This window comes from Terrabacter ginsenosidimutans (assembly GCF_039539425.1).
Classification (GTDB): Bacteria; Actinomycetota; Actinomycetes; order Actinomycetales; family Dermatophilaceae; genus Terrabacter; species Terrabacter ginsenosidimutans.
The window spans coordinates 689,702-707,398 of record NZ_BAABDC010000002.1 but is presented as its reverse complement, the minus strand read 5'-3'; the positions used below and the strand labels follow the sequence as shown (position 1 = coordinate 707,398).

The window sequence follows — 17,697 nt, the reverse complement described above, 5'->3', positions numbered from 1 at the left end:
ACAGCCAGGAGCAGAGTGGGGCCGTGCGCAGTGTCGGGTACTCGAGCGAAGCACGGCGAGAGAGGTGCCGGTGGCTGACGGGGTCAGGGGCGCCGGAGGAGAAGCACGCCCTGAGCGAGCTGCCTCCCGAGCTCCCCTCGTGGTACGCCCTGACGCTCCCGGTGGGGCCGGCGGCGTGACCAGGCGACGGTCCGCGCTCTTGGCTTCGCTCGTCGGGGCCGTTTGTGTCTATGCCATCCTCAGGCTGGTGACCGGTCCGGACCGGCCTGCTCGTACCGATGTCGTGCAGGGCGCACTGGTAGGCGTGGGTCTGGCAGTCGTCACCGTCGAGGTCCTCTCCAGGGTCAGAGCCATCAAGGTGAACGGCTGGGTGACCCTGCCCGGCTGCGGCGTCCCCGGCAACGGCTTCCTGACCCGCGCCGCGTGCACGTGGATGTTCCCCGGACCGGTCAACGTGCCGGACGAGGCGACGTACTGGAGATCGCACGTCGACGCGGCGGGCCGGCTGCTGAGCGGTCAACGGAGCTACGTCATGCACTTCCCGGCGGAGGGGCTGCCACCCAACGAGGCGTTCTGGTCGCTGACGATGGGCGACGCCAGCAACCGCTTCGTCCCCAACCCGCTTCGCCGATACAGCGTGAGCGACCGGTCGGGGCTTGCGCCGAACGCAGACGGGTCGGTGGACGTCCACATCCAGACCACCGCTCCCGTGGGCCATGAGTCCAACTGGCTCCCCGCGCCCTCGGGCAGGTTCACCCTCTGGCTCCGGGTCTACCTCCCCGGCAGGGTCATCCTCGACGGCAGGTATGCCGTGCCACCTGTCACCGAGGCTGTGACCCCGCCATGAAGCTCGAACACCTCATCGTCTTCGGGTCGGTCATGGTCACGGCATGGTTCCTTGCCCTGTACTTCTGGCCGCGTGTGCTGCTGTCCGTGTTCAAGAGGGCCATCCTCGCCAAGGGATTCGGCGACGGCCCTGTCCCGGTGAACACGCTGTACGTGCAGTCCGAGCGGTCCTTCGCTGACCCTGTCGGGGCCATCGGGGGTTCCACGTTGGCCACGACGGGCGTGAACCGGGACACGCTCATGAGCGCCGGCTGGCTGGATCTGCGAAAGGGGCCTCAGCTGCTGCACGTGCCGGCCGCGGGAGACCGCTACTACAGCGTCCAGCTCACCGATCCGTTCACGAACACGAACTTCGCCTACGTCGGCACCCGCACCACTGGCAACCAAGCGGGCGACTACCTCATCACCGGACCAAGATGGGCAGGACGGCTGCCCAGCGGGACGACGCGAATCTCCTCACCACGCAACTCGGTCCTGGTCTTCGGTCGAGTCCTCGTCTACTCCGACAGCGACGTGCCGCTCGCCCACGACGTGGCGAAACAGATCCGTATCTGGGCACCCCAGCGAGGACGACCGTCCGGCTCAACGCCTCCATGAGGCGGCTGGGTTTCGCGGGACTGAAGGCGCGGGGGCCATTGCTGCTTCGTACGAGCGAGACCGTCAGGGCCTTGACGAGCGCGTCTACCTGCTGCGAGCCGGCCCTAGGTGTCAGAGCGGTGGAGCAGTCGGTCGGTCGTGGCCAACACCCGGAAGGCAGCACGTTGCAGGGGCACGGGCGGCCCCGCCAGGTACATGTCGTGAGCGAGACCGAGGCGGGCCGTTACCGGCAGCGAGGGCATGCCCTTGGAGTTCACGCGACCTTCGCGGGCGAGACGGAAGAACTCGTCGAAGAACTGCTCGATGCCGGCACCCGGCGTGAAGGTGATGCGCACTCTGGCGGCAGCGCCACCGTGCGGAGCCCACGCGTGCGGGTTGCCGGCAGGCACGACCACGGTCTCACCCGGGCCGCACATCGACTCCTCGCCCCGGCATCGCAGCAGGATGCGGCCTTCGAGGACCTGGAACTTCTCCTCCTGGGAGCGATGAATGTGCTCGGCCGCCAAGAACGCGGTGGGGCTCAGCTCGAGGTCCAGCTCGGCGAGCGCACCGCCGGTCTGTTCGCTCGTCCGCACGAACGTGATGCGCTCCCCGGTGACCGGGTTCTCAATCACATCACCGACGTCGACCATCATCGGAACCTAACAGAGCCCCGCCCGCTTCGTCCCACAATGCGCTGATCCCAGGCGCCCTACGCGACACCAGAAGAACCCAGGAGTCGGTGGGCAGCCCCGTCGCGTCGACACTTACACCACCTCTTGCCCGACGTCGACGAGCGCATGACGGCCGCGGTCGACGGAGTCCTCGGAAGTTTGCGGACTATGTGCGGACCAACGGTGGCACCACACACATCACCGCAGGTCAGAGGCCTCTCGAGAACGCGGCCGCCTAGTTCTCCCGGCCCGTTGGCCGACGCCCAAGGCCACCTCCTCGCCCGAGCAGTCGGTGCTGAAGCCGGCCGATCAGTAGCAGGTTCGGCGTGGACCGACGCTCATCCGGGCGAAGACCTCGGAGTCGAGAAAAGGCTCGCCCACCCATCAGTGGGCGGCGGCTCACTGGAGGGGGAAGGGCGGCTGCACCCACGACGTGGGTCGACGAGGTTCGCGTGGAGGCCGTCCCGAGGCACGACCACGGTCTCACCCGGGCCGCACATCGACTCCTCGCCCCGGCATCGCAGCAGGATGCGGCCTTCGAGGACCTGGAACTTCTCCTCCTGGGAGCGATGAATGTGCTCGGCCGCCAAGAACGCGGTGGGGCTCAGCTCGAGGTCCAGCTCGGCGAGCGCACCGCCGGTCTGTTCGCTCGTCCGCACGAACGTGATGCGCTCCCCGGTGACCGGGTTCTCAATCACATCACCGACGTCGACCATCATCGGAACCTAACAGAGCCCCGCCCGCTTCGTCCCACAATGCGCTGATCCCAGGCGCCCTACGCGACACCAGAAGAACCCAGGAGTCGGTGGGCAGCCCCGTCGCGTCGACACTTACACCACCTCTTGCCCGACGTCGACGAGCGCATGACGGCCGCGGTCGACGGAGTCCTCGGAAGTTTGCGGACTATGTGCGGACCAACGGTGGCACCACACACATCACCGCAGGTCAGAGGCCTCTCGAGAACGCGGCCGCCTAGTTCTCCCGGCCCGTTGGCCGACGCCCAAGGCCACCTCCTCGCCCGAGCAGTCGGTGCTGAAGCCGGCCGATCAGTAGCAGGTTCGGCGTGGACCGACGCTCATCCGGGCGAAGACCTCGGAGTCGAGAAAAGGCTCGCCCACCCATCAGTGGGCGGCGGCTCACTGGAGGGGGAAGGGCGGCTGCACCCACGACGGGACGGCCTCCACGCGAACCTCGTCGACCCACTTGACCCACCAGAAGCCGCGGCGCCCTGGGGCAACCAACCTGACCGGCCCACCATGGCCGGCGGAGAGCGGCGAGTCACCGGCGTGGGTGGCCAGCAGCAGGGTGCTCGCCTCACCGGGCGGGAAGCGCCTGGTGTAGCCGGTGACTGAGTGCACGGTGATGGAGCCCTGTCGCGGCGTCCCGACCAAGGTGTCGAGTCGCACTCCGCGCCAGGTCTGTTCGGCCCACCAGCCGCCGGTGCAGTCAAGCACCGCTGATTCGATCACGCTCCCCATCGCCGCGAGCTGGCCGGACGTGAGGGACCACGCCCGCCCGTCGGATGTGCGCACCTTCAGCAGGTACGCCCCTCGGTCGACACGAGGCACGCCGTCGGTGAACCACTGGGTGACCGGCATCTCCGCGGGTCGCCCTGATCCGAGCTCGTAGGAACCCGTGGCGCGACGCACCGCGCCCGGCAGCCCGGTGATGGCCGTGACGGCGTCCTGCGTCGCGTATGCCAGCGCCGCCACGGCTCCCAGTCCGGCAGCCCGCAGCACCACCCTGCGGGAGAGATCGGTCGACAGACGCCGCTGCCGACGGCGGGCCACGTGACTCAGAGCCAAAGGCACGGCGACGACCGCAGCAGCGACATGCACCGTGAGCACGGTGAAGTCGCCGAGCCGAAGGGGCCCGACGGTCGCGTGAGCGATGCCGGCGAGCAGGCTGACGACGACGACCACGGCGAACGCGATCGCCACCGCGTGGCCGCGTCGCCGCCGCAGACCCCGCCCGACGATCACGGTCTTCCACGGCGCCAAGAGGACAAGCCCCAAGCCCAGGACCCCGTGGGCCACGGTGACGACTCGGGCCTCGGGCGGCTGCCCAACTCCGAACGCGATGCAACCTGTGGCGAAGGAGCCAACAAGGAGCACCATGAGTGCCAGGTTGGTCCGCCGGCCGGGCCGCTGCGCTGGCGCCATCGAACCAGTGTGCGCCTGCCTGTCGGGCAAGGCGACAACCCCACCGGCGAGCCGACTGGCCAGGCGCTGCGAGCCGCCTGCTCTTCGTTCAGCAAGCCTCTCTTCAGGGACGCCGCCCGACAACACACTCACGGCGCTGCTCCACGACGACATCGCCGTCGCCGTCGCCCCCGCCGTCGAGATCCTGCGAGCCGCCAAGGCGGGCAACACTGCCGCGTTCTCCAGCGCCAATAACCGTTGGTATGCCAACGGTCAATGACATCCCGACTTTCTCGCCCCGGCCAACACCCTCCCCCGGCTCTGGCCGGCTACGAGGCGCCGTGCACGCGCACATCCCGCACGTGGCGGACGCGCTCGGCGGGGGCATCATCGGCGCCTTGCGGGCAAGGTCCACTGACCTCCGCTCCGTTGGCCAGAACGAACGGGCATCTCACGGGCAGCCTCGGTGCAGTGCTGCGCGAGCCGCTCACCTACGGCGTGACGTCCCTGTCCTCGGACGGGACGTACCCGACCCGAGGACGGGCACGCAAGGGTCCTGGCGGGGCGGTCAGCGCCCCCGGGCGCCGCCGCTATCCCGCAGGACACCCTAGGAGCCGCCAATCATCAGCTGCCCAGGATCGGGCAGCTGATCGCCGTGACGATCTGCTGGCCTCCGGCAGCCTCGATGCCCCATTCGGATCCCGTCACCGCGCATACCGTGTTACGCAGCACCCGGGGGGTGCGGCTCAGGTCGGGACTTTGTCGGCGAGTATGTCAATCTTTTCGATCTGCGGCTCGGAGAAGAGCACGCCGGTGTTTGGCCCGAGTGCCCGGCCCACACCGCCGGCGAGGTGCGCGTCTCGGGCCTCGTCGTCAGGGAACACGTCGTAGACGCCGAAGGTCGACGGCCCGAACTGGACGGCGAACCAGGCGATGGTTCCTGGCTCTTCCATCACGATGGACCGAGCGCCGGTGAGGAAGTCTGCGAGTTCAGTCTCTTTGCCCGGCAGGGCCTCGAGACGCACGAGGAGAGCTTTGGTCAGCATGGGTCGGGCTCCTTAGCCTGCGCGATCGCACGGCTGCGGCCGGTCGGCAGCAAGCCGGCAGGATTCCGACGTCCGGGAACAGGTGCGCACCCTTCGCGCAGACACCTTCTCTCCGCCTGCTTCGTGGGACACCCGCCGTTCCGCACGGTAGCGCTAGGTGGAGAGGAACGGCAATGGTCACCTTCAAGTAGCCGCTCGTCGGACGAAGATCCAGTCATGCCGTTGAGGGTCACGGCACCGCGAGGTGCAGACGGGCACAGATAGCTCGACGGTCCAGACAACCTCTCGACAGGCATGGGCCATGGGGTGGCGACGCATCGATAGCACGCTCCCCTGGTGGTCGGTCCCCTTGTTGTGAACGCGTGAGTAGCCTGACCGGATGAAGGTAGTCAAGGTCGGCCTCGTGGCCGACCCGGCCTCGCCAACCGAGATCGCGCGCCGGATGAGCGATCTCGACTCGCCCGGTGGCGAGGATCGCGACACCTGGGACATCGAGGTCGTGAGCGAGCCCTTCACCATGGGTTCCGAGGATCTCGACACCGCGGTGGCGCGGCTTCAGGACCAGGCTCGCCGGTACGCCTGGGACCTCGTCGTCGGCTTGACCGAGCTTCCGCTTCGCGACGACGACGGCCGGTATCTGCTGGTCGCGACCGACCCGCAGCGTCGCACTGCCGTGCTGTCGCTACCCGCCCTCGGCGGGCTCAGTATGCAAGCCCGTACCCGTCACGCAGTGCGCGCGCTCGTCAGCGGCATGGCCGACGCCTCTTCGGGGGACGGGCACCGCGTGCCACTTCCGCGCCGCAGGGGCCGGTGGAAGTTGCTGACGGGCATGGTCCTGGCCAACCGTCCGTGGCTCCTCGTGCCGGGGCTCAAGTCCGCGCTCGTCGCGGCACTTGCGACCGGGGCCATCGCCACGGTCGACCCGACGATTTGGCAACTGGCCCACTCCTTGTCGTGGTGGCACCTCACGGTCGCGACGATCTCCTCCGTCGCGCTCGTCGTTGGCTGGCTCGTGATCGACGGGGAGCTGTGGGACCGCCCCAACGACAACTCCGCCGAGGCAAAGGAGAGATCCCGTCTCTACAACACCTCAACGCTGGTGACCCTGACCACTGGGGTCCTCATCTGCTACCTGGCGCTCTACATCGTGAACCTGCTCTGGGCGCTGTTCGTCATCGATCTGGCCGTCATGGGCTCCTCCGTCAACGCATCACTCGGCTACCGCGACCTGTTCCTACTGGCCTGGTTCGTCGCGTCGGCAGCGACCGTCGGAGGTGCCCTCGGCAGCGGGCTGGAGTCGGACGAAGCAATCCGCGCGGCCGCGTACTCGAAGCGCGAGGAGCAGCGCCGCGACAGGCTCGCACGCGAGCGGAGCTGACATGTAGTTGCTGCTTGTCAAGAGGCAGGGTGAGGCGCCGCCGGGACCGGGAGTCCTGACGGCGCCTCTGCTTCGTCGGGGCGGGGCTGGCGAGCGTGTCGTCCTGCGCTGGGGCCGCTCCGCCACCGCCACCAGGGGCCTTCGGTGAGAGTCCGTCTGACCCGTCGGTCCGACTCCAACGCCCTCACCTTCTGCCAGCCCTCACGAGAAACTCATAGACCAAACGCGCCACGATCGCCCCGTCACCGACGGCGGATGCCACTCGCTTGACCGAGTTGCTGCGCACGTCCCCGACCGCAAAGACACCCGCGCTCTCGGTCTCGAACATGGGAGTGCCTCCCACGCCGGTACCGGTCACCACGAACCCCTTGTCATCGAGCGAGATCGCCCCCTTGAGCCACCGGGTGTGTGGCACGGACCCGATCAGCACGAAAAGAGCCGTAGAGCTGAGGGGCTTGCGCTCGTCCGTCGTCAGGTCGTGGAGGACGACCTCGTCGAGGGCAAGGTCTCCCAGCAGCTCGCAGACCTCGCAGTTGCGCCACACGCGTACGCGAGGGGCTGAAGTTATCCGCTCTGCGAGGTAGCGGGACATGTCTCGGTTCAGGTCGTCGTGGCGAATCACGAGGTTGACGGCAGCGGCGCTCCGGGCCAGGAACAAGGCGGCCTGCCCGGCGGAGTTCCCGCCGCCGACGACCGTGACCGGATCGCCGCCGCAAAGACGTGCCTCGAACTCCGTCGCGGCGTAGTAGACGCTGGGGCCCTCGAGCCGGTCCATGCCGGCCACCTCGAGGCGGCGGTAGCGGACGCCGGTCGCGAGCACCACCGTGTGCGCCTCCACCTGTGTTCCATCGGTCAGTCGCACGACGAAGTGGCCGTCGACGCGGTCGAGCGACTGCGCCTCGCCCGGAATCGTGAAGGTGGCGCCGAACTTGCGGGCTTGGACCACCGCTCGGTCTGCGAGCTCGGCGCCCGAGATACCCGCCGGGAAGCCGAGGTAGTTCTCGATCTGGGACGACGTCCCAGCCTGTCCGCCCGTCGCGATCGCGTCGAGCACGACCGTGGACAGCCCTTCGGAGGCCGTGGCCACCGCAGCGGCGAGCCCTGCCGGTCCGGCGCCGACCACCAGCACGTCGTGAGCATGGCGGGGCGTCGCATCCTCCCGCAGGCCGAGCAGCTCGGCGAGCTCGGTGATGCTGGGGTTGCGCAGGACCGTCTGCCCCTTCCAGATCACGACGGGGGTCTGGTCGGGCGCGATGCCGAACGCCCGCAGGGTGTCCTCTGCCGCGGCATCCTCCTCCAGGTCCTCCCAGCGGTACGGGACCCGGTTGCGGCTCGCGAAGTCCCTCAGCAGGCGGGTGTCGGCTGAGAAGCGGGAGCCGACAATCCGCAGGCCCGCGCCGAGGTCGGCGTGGATGTTGCGTCGGAGGATGAAGGCCCGCAGGATGAGGTCCCCCAGCGCCTGATCCTGAGTAACCGCCTCCTTGAGGCGGCCGTAAGGAACCTCCAGGACCTCGACATCGGTCTGGGCGAGGGCCGTGACATAGACCGCCTGACCGGTCAGCATCGACAGATCGCCCACGAAGCGACGAGGCCCGTGGACGGCTATGACGCGCAACGCTCCCTCAGGGCCATCCTCCTGGACAACCCGGACCCGGCCGTCCAGCACGACGAACAGGCCGCAGTCGCGGTCCCCCTCGCAGAACAGCGTGGAGCCCTTGGTCAGCCGTCTCCGGTCGCCGTACCGCCAAAGCAGCAAGATGTGCTCGTCGGTGAGCCGGGGATAGGCGCCGACGGTGTCGGGGGTCTCGGGCAGGTCCGTCAGCCCGGGATCAGACATACTGCTCGTCGACATAGCACCACCTCCAGTTCTCCCCCGGCTCGATCGAACGCACGATCACGTGGCCCGTCGTGGCCGCGTGAGCGCGGGCGTGGCGCCCCGGGGAGGAGTCGCAGCAGCAGACCTCACCGCAGGTGAGGCACTGCCGCAGATGAACCCAAGGTGTGCCCAGGCGTAGGCATTCCTCACAGCCTGGCGTAGCGGGCGGCCCCACCGGCCGGACCAGGGCCAGGTGGGGATCTCGGACCAACCGACCGGGGAAGGTGGTCATTGCGGGTCGTCCGTGGTCGACGGGGCGCTCGCCCGCGGGGACTCTGCCTCTTCCTTGGGCAGGTGCTTGCTGAGCCACGACCGCAGGGCGGGGGCGGGAGCGGCGCCGACCTGCTTGTCGACCACCTTTCCGTGGTGCATGAGGACGAGCGTCGGGATCGCCTGGACCTCGAAGCGGCGGCTGAGCTCCGGCGCCTCGTCGGCGTTGACCTTGACCAGCTTCATCGTGCCCGCGAGCTCCGTCGCCAGCTGCTCGAGCGCCGGGCTGACCATGCGACAGGGACCGCACCACGGCGCCCACAGGTCGACGAGCACCGGGATGGTCGACTCGTCCGCCACGCCCGTGAAATCGGCATCGGACGTGTCGACCACCCATGGCAGTGGCTTGTGGCAGCTTCCGCAGCGGGGCGCCCCTGCGGCGGCGGCGGGCACTCGGTTCTTCGTGCCGCAGTTCGGGCACATGACGACCTTGCTCGGGCTCTTCACTGTTGCGCTCATGCCACTGCCTTCGTCTGCTTGTCAGGAGGCTTCGGCACGACGGCGAGCTCCCCGTCGACGACGTCGACCACGATGGTCGAGTCCTCGGGCAGGTCACCACGCAGCAGCGCCCGGGCCACGCGGGTCTCGACCTCGCGTGAGATGAACCGCCGCAGGGGACGAGCGCCGTATGCCGGATCGAAGCCCTGCTCCGCCATGAAGCGCTCGGCCTGTTCCGTGGCTTCGAGCGTGATCCGCTGTTCCGCCAGGCGCGCCCGCAGCTCGTCGAGCTGGAGGTCGACGATGCGCGTGATCTCGGTGAACGTCAGCGGCTTGAACACCACGATCTCGTCGATCCGGTTCAGGAACTCCGGCCGGAAGTGGGATCGCAGGGAGCTCATGACCATGGCGCGGGCCTCCGGCTTCACCTCGCCGTCCGGCGTGACCCCCTCAAGCAGGTACTCCGACCCGATGTTGGAAGTCATGATGATGACGGTGTTGCGGAAGTCGACCGTGCGACCGTGGGAGTCGGTGAGGCGTCCGTCGTCCAGCACCTGGAGCAGGATGTTGAAGACGTCGACGTGGGCCTTCTCGATCTCGTCGAGCAGGATCACCGAGTAGTGCTTGCGCCGAACCGCCTCGGTCAGCTGGCCGCCTTCCTCGAACCCGACGTATCCGGGTGGGGCGCCCACGAGCCGGCTCACGGTGTGCCGCTCCTGGTACTCGCTCATGTCGATGCGAATCATGTTCTCCTCGCTGTCGAAGAGGGCTCCCGCGAGTGCCTTGGCGAGCTCTGTCTTGCCCACGCCGGTCGGGCCGAGGAAGACGAAGGAGCCGATCGGGCGGCTCGGGTTCTTGATGCCGGAACGCGCCCGCACGACTGCGTCGGTCACCAGCTGCACCGCTTCGTCCTGGCCGATCACTCGCTCGTGGAGCACCTCGTCGAGGCGCAGGACCTTCTCCCGCTCACCCTCCTGGAGCCGGCTCACCGGAATGCCCGTCCACCGCGCCACGACGGCGGAGATCTCCTCGGCCGTGACGACCTCACGGAGCAGACGCCTCCCGGCCTGCTTGGACTCGAGCCTTGCCTCGGCGGCGGCGAGCCGTCGCTCGAGCTCGGGCAGCTTGCCGTGGCGCAGGCTCGCGGCGCGGTTCAGGTCGTACTCCCGCTCGGCGCGTTCGCTGTCCAGGCGAACCTGCTCGATCTCCTGCCGAAGCGCCTGGACCTCGCGGAGCGCCTGACGCTCGGCCTCCCACTGGGCCCGCATGGCATCCGCCTCGGCCTTCAGATCAGCCAGCTCCTTGCGCAGCTCCTCGAGACGATGCTGGCTGGCCCGATCCGTCTCCTGGGCCACTGCAGCCTCCTCGATCTCCAGGCGGGTGACCCGGCGGGTGAGCTCGTCGAGCTCCGCGGGCATCGAGTCGATCTCTGTGCGCAGCATCGCGCAGGCCTCGTCGACCAGGTCGATGGCCTTGTCGGGCAGGAACCGGTCGGAGATGTAGCGGTGGCTCAGGGTGACCGCGACGACCAGGGCGCCGTCCTGGATCTTCACGCCGTGGAAGACCTCGAAGCGCTCGCGTAGTCCTCGGAGGATCGACAGTGCGTCCTCGACACTCGGCTCGTCGATCACGACTGGCTGGAATCGGCGCTCGAGAGCAGCGTCCTTCTCGATGTGGGTGCGGTACTCGTCGAGCGTCGTGGCCCCGATCATGTGCAGCTCGCCGCGGGCCAGCATGGGTTTCAGCATCTGGCCGGCGTCCATCGCTCCCTCGGACGCGCCGGCCCCGACCACGGTGTGCAGCTCGTCGACGAACAGCAGGATCTTGCCCTCGGCGGCCAGGACCTCGTTGAGGACGGCCTTGAGCCGTTCCTCGAACTCGCCGCGGTACTTGGCACCGGCGACGAGGGAGCCCATGTCCAGCGCGAAGACGGTCTTGTCGCGCAGTCCCTCGGGCACGTCTCCGTTGTGGATCCGCTGCGCCAGGCCCTCGACGATCGCGGTCTTGCCCACCCCGGGCTCGCCGATCAGCACCGGGTTGTTCTTGCTCTTGCGGGACAGGATCTGGACAGTGCGACGGATCTCCGTGTCCCGGCCGATCACCGGCTCCAGCCGGCCGGCGGCCGCATCCGCGACGAGGTCACGACCGTACTTGGCGAGTGCCTCGTAGGTGCCCTCCGGTGTGGCAGACGTGACCCGCTGGGAGCCCCTCACCGCGGTCAGGGTCTTCAGGAACGAGTCGCGCGTTACGCCGTGTTGCGCGAGGATCCGGCCGGCTGCCGAGCCGGATCCCTCCTCGAGGAGGGCCACCACCAGGTGCTCGACGGACACGTACTCGTCCTTGAGCCTCCCGGCTTCCTTCTCGGCGGCCTCGAGGACGCGGTTCAGCCTCTGAGTGACGTACACCTTCCCGGCTTCGGCGCCGGAGCCGGTGACGCGCGGGCGCTTCTCGAGCTCGGCCCCCAGGTCCTCACGCAGCCTGTCCACGTCCGCACCAGCCCGAGCCAGCAGCGGCGGAACCAACCCATCGCTCTGCTCGAGCAATGCCAGCAACAGGTGCTCGCCGTCCACCTCCTGCTGACCGTATCGGAGTGCCTTGGTCTGTGCGTCGTGCAGTGCTTCCTGCGACTTCTGCGTCAGTCGATTCAGGTCCATCGAACTCCCCTGTCTGACAGCGAGCGGCGTTGTGATCTCTCCAGCTCAGAGATCCGGCGGAGCAGGTCCATCACCAGGCCGAGCGACGAATAGCTGACGTTCAGCCGCAGATGCAGCCGCTGGATCGTGGCCATCTCCCGGACCTGTGAGGGGTCGAAGAAGAGCTGGCCCCCGGCGTCCCGGGTGATCTCGAGCAGCCCGAGCGTGACCAGCCGGCGGACCAGCTCGGGATGCACCCCGGTGATCCGGGCGTAGCTGTCCAGGCTCAGGCGATAGGGGCGGGCCAGCGGCCATCTCGTCCCGGTCGGCGTCCCGGTGGTCGTCTCGGTCATCGTGCACTCCTCGGGTTGAAGGTCGATACCTTGCCGAGCTGCTCCAGCAGCTCTCGTTCGTCCGCCGAGGGCGACCTGGGCACCTTGATCTGAGCCTCGGCGTACAAGTCCCCCGGCTTGCCCCGCCTGTTCGGCAGCCCGCGGCCCTTCAGCCGCAGCCGACGATGGCTGGAGGTGCCCGCGGGAACGTTGACCGTGGCGGAGCCGCCGGGGGTGTCGATGTCCACCGAAGCACCAAGTGCGGCCTCCCAAGGGGCCAGGGGCAGCAGGACGTGCAGGTCTCGGCCGTCGAGTCGGTAACGAGGATGGGGTGCGATGCGGACGATGAGGTACAGGTCGCCTGTCTCGCCTCCGCCGGATCCCTGGCCCCCTTGGCCGCGCAGACGGATCCGCTGACCGTCCACGACGCCTGCGGGAATGTTCACGTCGATGGTGCGCGGACCGTCGGGACCATTGATCGACAGGGTGCGCTCGGTCCCGTTGTACGCCTCCTCGACGGTCACCTCCATCTCGGTCTCGTGGTCGGAGCCGGAGACCGGTCCCCATCCGCCGCGGCCGCCGCCGCGACCACCGAAGATGCCGCCGAGCAGGTCCTCCAGGTCCACGTCCCCGGAGCCCGAGTACCGGAAGCCGTCGGAGGGACCGCCGCCCCCGCCCCAGCCTCTCGGCCGCCCGCCGCCGGCGCCGGCCCCCGCATGGGCCCGGGCCCGACTGTAGGCGTCCGGGTCGACCTCGGCACCGACGCGCCGGAAGTCCTCCCCGAACGCGTCGTATCGCTTGCGCTGGTCGGGGTCGGAGAGCACGTCGTACGCCTCGGAGAGCTCCTTGAACGCTTCCTCCGCGCGAAGCTCTTTGTTGACGTCGGGGTGGAGCGTGCGGGCGCGCTTGCGATAGGCCCGTTGGATCTCCGACTGGTCGGCATCGCGGGGGACGCCGAGGACCTCGTAGAAGTCCCGCGCCATCACTCGCCCCTGGTCGCCACTACGACCGAGGCCGGTCGCAGGATCTCGTCGTCCGGCCCGTAGCCGGGCCGGACGACGTGCGCGACCGTGCCAGGAACCAGGTCCTCATCGGCGACGGTGCTGACGGCTTCGTGCTTGGCGGGGTCGAAGACCTTGCCGGTCTCGTCGTCCCTCCGGGGATAGCCGAGGTCTGTGAGGATCGCGAGCGCCTGCTGGTGCACGGCGCGCACGCCCTCCACGATCTGGTCGGGGTTCGAGGCGGCGTGCTCGAGCGCACGCTCGAGGTTGTCCAGGACCGGCAACCAGCGGGTGGCCACCGCCGCCCGCTCCTGCTCCCGGGCGCGGATCACGTCCTTGGCGCACCGCTTGCGGAAGTTGTCCAGCTCCGCTGCGGTACGGCGCCACGAGTCCTCGAGCTCGGCGATCTGCTTGGCGGTCTCGGCGGCGCTGTCCACAACGCCCTCGTCGGCGGGACCAGGGTCGGGGTTCTCCTGTTCGGACATCACGCTGACCTCAGTGCGTCGTGAACTCTGCGTCGATCACGTCGTCCGAGTCGTCCCCCGCACCAGCCGGGCCGGAGCCGGGCGACTCACCGGTGGAGCCGGAGCCGGCTTGGCTCCGGGCGGACGCGCTCAGGGCCTGGGCCATCTGGTGCAGCTCCCCCGTGAGGGACCGGAGACGGTCGATCGGTGCCTGCTCGTCGAGGGCCGTGCGCGCGTCGTTGATCAACATCTCCGCCCGGGCACGCTCGTGCTCGGCAACCGCTCCCGCGCCCTGCTCGAGCTCACGTTGCACCTGGTAGGTCACGGAGTCGAGCTCGTTGCGCGCGTCGACGAGCTCACGCAACTGAGCATCCTCGCTGCGGTGTGCCTCGGCGTCCGCGACCATCCGCCCGACCTCCTCCTGGCTCAGGGTCGAGGTCTCGCTGATGGTGACCTGCTGCTCGGCGCCGGTGTCCTTGTCCTTGGCGGAGACGTGCAGAATGCCGTTGGCGTCGATGTCAAAGGTGACCTCGACCTGAGGCTCCCCTCGAGGCGCCGGACGGATGTTCTCCAGCCGGAACCGCGCGAGCACCCGGTTGTCGCTGGCCCGCTCCCGCTCGCCTTGGAGAACCACCACGTCCACCGCCTCCTGGTTGTCCGCGGCTGTGCTGAAGACCTCGGTGCGACGCGCCGGGATCGTGGTGTTGCGCTCGATGACTCTCGTCATCACCCCGCCCTGCGTCTCCAGTCCCAGCGAGAGCGGAGTGACGTCCAGGAGCAGGACGTCCTTGACATCGCCCTTGATGATCGCCGCCTGGACGGCCGCGCCGAGTGCGACGACCTCGTCCGGGTTGACGGTCATGTTGGGCTCCTGGCCACCCGTCATCCGGCGGACCAGGTTCTGCACCGCGGGGATGCGCGTGGAACCCCCGACGAGAATGACCTCGTCGATGTCGTCCGCAGTGACCTTCGCGTCACCTATGGCCTGCTTGACCGGACCCATGCAACGTTCCACGAGGTCCGCAGTGAGCTGATCGAACGTGGAGCGCATCAAGTTGACGTTGAGATGCTTGGGGCCGGAGGCGTCCGCGGTCACGAACGGAAGGTTCACGCCTGTCTGGGTGACGGACGACAGCTCGACCTTGGCCTTCTCGCCGGCCTCGAACAGGCGCTGAAGGGCTTGCGGGTCCTGCCGCAGGTCAATGCCGTTCTCCTTCTTGAACTCGTCCGCGAGGTAGTCCACGATGCGCCGGTCGAAGTCGTCCCCTCCCAAGTGGGTGTCGCCTGCGGTGGAACGCACCTCGACGACGCCTTCACCGACGGTCAGGATGCTCACGTCGAAGGTGCCTCCGCCGAGGTCGAAGACGAGGATGGTCTCGTTCTCGAGTTTGTCCATCCCGTACGCGAGTGCCGCGGCGGTGGGCTCGTTGATGATGCGGAGCACCTCGAGCCCGGCGATCTTGCCCGCATCCTTGGTGGCCTGACGCTGCGCGTCGTTGAAGTGCGCGGGCACCGTGATGACAGCTTCGGTGACCCGCTCGCCGAGCGCCTTGCCGGCGTCGTCCGCCAGCTTGCGCAGGATCTGCGCGGAGATCTCCTCGGGCGCGTAGAGCTTGCCGTGCACCGAGAACCGGACCGCCCCGTCCGGTCCGGCCACGACGTCGTAGGAGACCGTGTGGATCTCGCTCTCCACCTCGTCGTGCTTCCGGCCGACGAAGCGCTTGGCCGAGTAGATCGTGCCCTTGGGATTCAGGATGGCCTGTCGCCGGGCCATCTGGCCCACCAGCCGTTCCCCGCTCTCGAGGAACGCGACGACCGACGGAGTGGTTCGGTTTCCCTCCGTGTTGGGGACGACCGCCGGCTGGCTACCTTCCATCGCCGCGATCACCGAGTTCGTGGTTCCCAGGTCGATACCTACAGCCCTACCCATGACGCGCTCCGTTCGCTGGATTGCCGGACCCAGCAATGCTTTCGTCGTGCAAGGTCCGGGGCATCCCGTGAACAGGTAGAACTGCCAGCCGTGGCCGTTTCGGCCAGGTGCCCCGCCTCAGGCGGTCGGCCTGGCGTGCTGAAGTGCGAGGACGGTGAGCTCGACCCGGGAGTGGATGCCGAGTTTCACGTACATGTGCTTGAGGTGCGCGTCCACGGTGTGCGGTGACACGATCAGTTCCTCGGCCGTCGCGCGGTTCGTCATGCCGCTCGCCACGAGCTCAGCAACTCGAACCTCGGCGCCGGTGAGGGACAGCCATCGGTCCTCCGCGTCCACGTCGGTGCGAATTCTGGCCAAGGGATAAGGCGGGCCGGCGTCGGCCCTGAGCTCTGCGTCATCGGTCGACTCCAGGCAACTGGGGTTGTGGAGCACCGCCCCGTCAACCAGCACCTTGGAGTGGATCCTGAGGACGCTGACGACCATGCCCACCTCGAGTCGCTGCAGGTCGTACAGGCACAGGAACAGGGTGGGCAGCTCCACGAGGATCTGGGCGACGGCTGACTCGTAGACGGACAACTCCATCGCGCCGGGCTCAGGTGACGCCCGGGACATCTCCCCCGCGGCGCGGAGCAGGGGGATGTCGTCATGGCCGGACGCGGCGGGGCCGGCGACGAGAGCGGAGATCATCCGCTCGACGGAGAAGTGCCCGGCCCGGAGGTAGACGTCGGGGGCTGGGTACCGGCCGACGGGCTCCGGTCGGCGATCGGCGCGAGGACCCCTCGGCTCGCACGCCCGTCCCCCCGTGGTCACGGGCGCGAGGTCGTCGATGAGGTACACACATTGGTCGCCGTGGCGCAGACCCTCCTGCATGAACGGCACCAGCAGGCGGTCTCGCTCGTCGGGTCCCGAGTAGAGCGCGCACACGTGCGCGCCCGGACGGATGTGGCCCACCCCTGGGATGCCCATGCTCAGGTCGTTCACGGGGAGTCCCGAACTGCCCTCATCGTGTTGACGGCGCCCTCGATGGCCAAGCTGCCGGCGATCGCCAGCGCGATTTTCAGCGACCGGGTCGGCTTGAACGAGCCGTGCGTGAAGCAGCGGTGGTACCCGATGGTCACTCCGTGCATGCAGACCACATACATTCCCGTCGCTAGCGCGATGTCCAGCCACGTCACCCAGCCGAACATCCATGCGACCGGCAGCGCGCAGACGAGGGCAATGGCACGGCAATGAAGACGCCCAAGACCAGCCGCTCCCACAGTGCCTGCCGCTGCCCGGTGTGAATCACCAACCGATCGGGGTCGGGTTGGTTCCACGGCTCAACCGGGCGGCCCATCTCCATGACGCCGCCGCGGCACGACGCCACGGCGTCCATCTCGGATGAGGGCGTCCCCCCCCCGCTGACGTGCCTGAGCTTCCTTCCAGCCAACTCAGGCTCACGGTTGGCACGAAGGGAGCCTCGTGGCTCTCGAGATGGTCCCGGTTTGGCATTCGACCACTTTCGATGCGTCGTCAGCGGCCGGGTCCGGGGCTACTTTCCATGAAGCGTACGCCAGCGGGCCGAGGGCCGCGAGGGACGCGATCCCCACGGATCGAGTGTGTGGCTACAACGCACGATCGGCCCGGTCGCGCAGACGGACCCGGAGTCCCTCAAGTTGCCTGGCACAGAGGACGCATGGGTCGCCAGCCGGAAGCCTCACAAACTGGCCCGGAAGGCGCATGAGTTGGGTCTTTCGCGTGGTGGCAGTGCGGCGTACCGTCGTTGATGCGGGTCCGGGAAGTGGCTGATCCGAAGCGCTGGTGAGCGGGTTAGAGCCGGCCGCGCTGGATAACTGAGACGCCCCGTAGTGCCCTCCCGGACCCGCGTCTCCCTCGACGACCTTGGCGTGGGTGGATGCGGCGTCGGCGAGAAGTTGGCGATAGATGGCGTCGGAGATGCTGCGCTTCGAACAGCGGATCGCCTCCAGAGGTCGTTTGACGGGACACCTCCCCGACGTCAGCCAACACCCGCGCCACGACGAGCGGGCCCACGCCGTGCAGGTCCATCAGGTGTGAGCCGCGGGCGAGGACGATCGCCTTGAGCTCGGCGTTG

At 68.5% G+C, this 17,697-nt stretch carries 18 protein-coding genes; 4 read left to right on the top strand and 14 right to left on the bottom strand.

Annotated features, from left to right (window positions below):
- Positions 1-247: 247 nt before the first annotated feature.
- Positions 248-847 carry a DUF1214 domain-containing protein gene (locus tag ABD831_RS09310; protein WP_344944793.1) on the top strand — a complete coding sequence of 200 codons (600 nt, stop codon included), beginning with the start codon at positions 248-250 and terminating at the stop codon, positions 845-847.
- Entirely contained in the window at positions 844-1,443 is a 600-nt protein-coding gene (locus ABD831_RS09305) for a DUF1254 domain-containing protein (RefSeq protein ID WP_344944791.1), read from the top strand. The genes ABD831_RS09310 and ABD831_RS09305 overlap by 4 nt, the downstream gene beginning before the upstream one ends.
- Before the next feature lie 104 nt (positions 1,444-1,547).
- Here the strand turns inward: ABD831_RS09305 and ABD831_RS09300 are convergent, their stop codons facing one another.
- The 3 genes from ABD831_RS09300 to ABD831_RS09290 form a co-directional block, all read right to left on the bottom strand.
- Positions 1,548-2,057, bottom strand: a complete 510-nt coding sequence (locus tag ABD831_RS09300) for a cupin domain-containing protein (RefSeq protein WP_344944788.1) — start codon at positions 2,055-2,057, stop codon at positions 1,548-1,550.
- 377 nt (positions 2,058-2,434) lie between these two features.
- Positions 2,435-2,815: a cupin domain-containing protein gene (locus tag ABD831_RS09295; RefSeq protein WP_344944785.1), complete on the bottom strand. Its 381-nt coding sequence runs from the start codon at positions 2,813-2,815 to the stop codon at positions 2,435-2,437.
- Between the two features lie 417 nt (positions 2,816-3,232).
- Positions 3,233-4,036: a molybdopterin-dependent oxidoreductase gene (locus tag ABD831_RS09290; protein ID WP_344944782.1), complete on the bottom strand. Its 804-nt coding sequence runs from the start codon at positions 4,034-4,036 to the stop codon at positions 3,233-3,235.
- A gap of 175 nt (positions 4,037-4,211) precedes the next feature.
- On the opposite strand from ABD831_RS09290, the gene ABD831_RS09285 reads away from it, so the two are divergent.
- Complete coding sequence (locus ABD831_RS09285; protein ID WP_344944779.1) at positions 4,212-4,517, top strand: hypothetical protein; 306 nt, start codon at positions 4,212-4,214, stop codon at positions 4,515-4,517.
- A gap of 466 nt (positions 4,518-4,983) precedes the next feature.
- On the opposite strand, the gene ABD831_RS09280 is transcribed toward ABD831_RS09285, so the two are convergent.
- On the bottom strand, positions 4,984-5,283 hold the full coding sequence (locus ABD831_RS09280; protein ID WP_344944776.1) for a putative quinol monooxygenase: 300 nt from the start codon (positions 5,281-5,283) through the stop codon (positions 4,984-4,986).
- A gap of 403 nt (positions 5,284-5,686) precedes the next feature.
- On the opposite strand from ABD831_RS09280, the gene ABD831_RS09275 reads away from it, so the two are divergent.
- Positions 5,687-6,661: a hypothetical protein gene (locus ABD831_RS09275; protein WP_344944773.1), complete on the top strand. Its 975-nt coding sequence runs from the start codon at positions 5,687-5,689 to the stop codon at positions 6,659-6,661.
- Positions 6,662-6,845: 184 nt separating this feature from the next.
- Here ABD831_RS09275 and ABD831_RS09270 read toward each other — a convergent pair whose 3' ends face one another.
- The 10 genes from ABD831_RS09270 to ABD831_RS09225 all read right to left on the bottom strand — a co-directional run bounded on the left by ABD831_RS09270 (position 6,846) and on the right by ABD831_RS09225 (position 16,780).
- The gene (locus ABD831_RS09270) at positions 6,846-8,513 is read right to left on the bottom strand and encodes an FAD-dependent oxidoreductase (RefSeq protein ID WP_344944770.1); all 1,668 of its coding nucleotides are present in this window, start codon (positions 8,511-8,513) and stop codon (positions 6,846-6,848) included.
- Positions 8,491-8,769, bottom strand: a complete 279-nt coding sequence (locus tag ABD831_RS09265; protein WP_344944767.1) for a UBP-type zinc finger domain-containing protein — start codon at positions 8,767-8,769, stop codon at positions 8,491-8,493. Before ABD831_RS09265 ends, ABD831_RS09270 begins: the two co-directional genes overlap by 23 nt.
- Positions 8,766-9,266, bottom strand: coding sequence for a thioredoxin (gene trxA, locus ABD831_RS09260; RefSeq protein ID WP_142177592.1), 501 nt, complete (start codon positions 9,264-9,266; stop codon positions 8,766-8,768). Before trxA ends, ABD831_RS09265 begins: the two co-directional genes overlap by 4 nt.
- Positions 9,263-11,899, bottom strand: coding sequence for an ATP-dependent chaperone ClpB (clpB, locus tag ABD831_RS09255; RefSeq protein WP_344944764.1), 2,637 nt, complete (start codon positions 11,897-11,899; stop codon positions 9,263-9,265). The genes trxA and clpB overlap by 4 nt, the downstream gene beginning before the upstream one ends.
- On the bottom strand, positions 11,890-12,231 hold the full coding sequence (locus ABD831_RS09250) for a chaperone modulator CbpM (protein WP_142177590.1): 342 nt from the start codon (positions 12,229-12,231) through the stop codon (positions 11,890-11,892). The genes clpB and ABD831_RS09250 overlap by 10 nt, the downstream gene beginning before the upstream one ends.
- Positions 12,228-13,193: a DnaJ C-terminal domain-containing protein gene (locus ABD831_RS09245; RefSeq protein ID WP_344944759.1), complete on the bottom strand. Its 966-nt coding sequence runs from the start codon at positions 13,191-13,193 to the stop codon at positions 12,228-12,230. Before ABD831_RS09245 ends, ABD831_RS09250 begins: the two co-directional genes overlap by 4 nt.
- Positions 13,193-13,696: a nucleotide exchange factor GrpE gene (locus ABD831_RS09240; protein ID WP_142177588.1), complete on the bottom strand. Its 504-nt coding sequence runs from the start codon at positions 13,694-13,696 to the stop codon at positions 13,193-13,195. Before ABD831_RS09240 ends, ABD831_RS09245 begins: the two co-directional genes overlap by 1 nt.
- A gap of 10 nt (positions 13,697-13,706) precedes the next feature.
- Positions 13,707-15,605, bottom strand: coding sequence for a molecular chaperone DnaK (dnaK, locus tag ABD831_RS09235; RefSeq protein WP_142177587.1), 1,899 nt, complete (start codon positions 15,603-15,605; stop codon positions 13,707-13,709).
- Positions 15,606-15,722: 117 nt separating this feature from the next.
- On the bottom strand, positions 15,723-16,571 hold the full coding sequence (locus ABD831_RS09230) for an MEDS domain-containing protein (protein WP_344944754.1): 849 nt from the start codon (positions 16,569-16,571) through the stop codon (positions 15,723-15,725).
- 11 nt (positions 16,572-16,582) lie between these two features.
- On the bottom strand, positions 16,583-16,780 hold the full coding sequence (locus ABD831_RS09225) for a hypothetical protein (protein ID WP_344944751.1): 198 nt from the start codon (positions 16,778-16,780) through the stop codon (positions 16,583-16,585).
- Between the last annotated feature and the right edge of the window lie 917 nt (positions 16,781-17,697).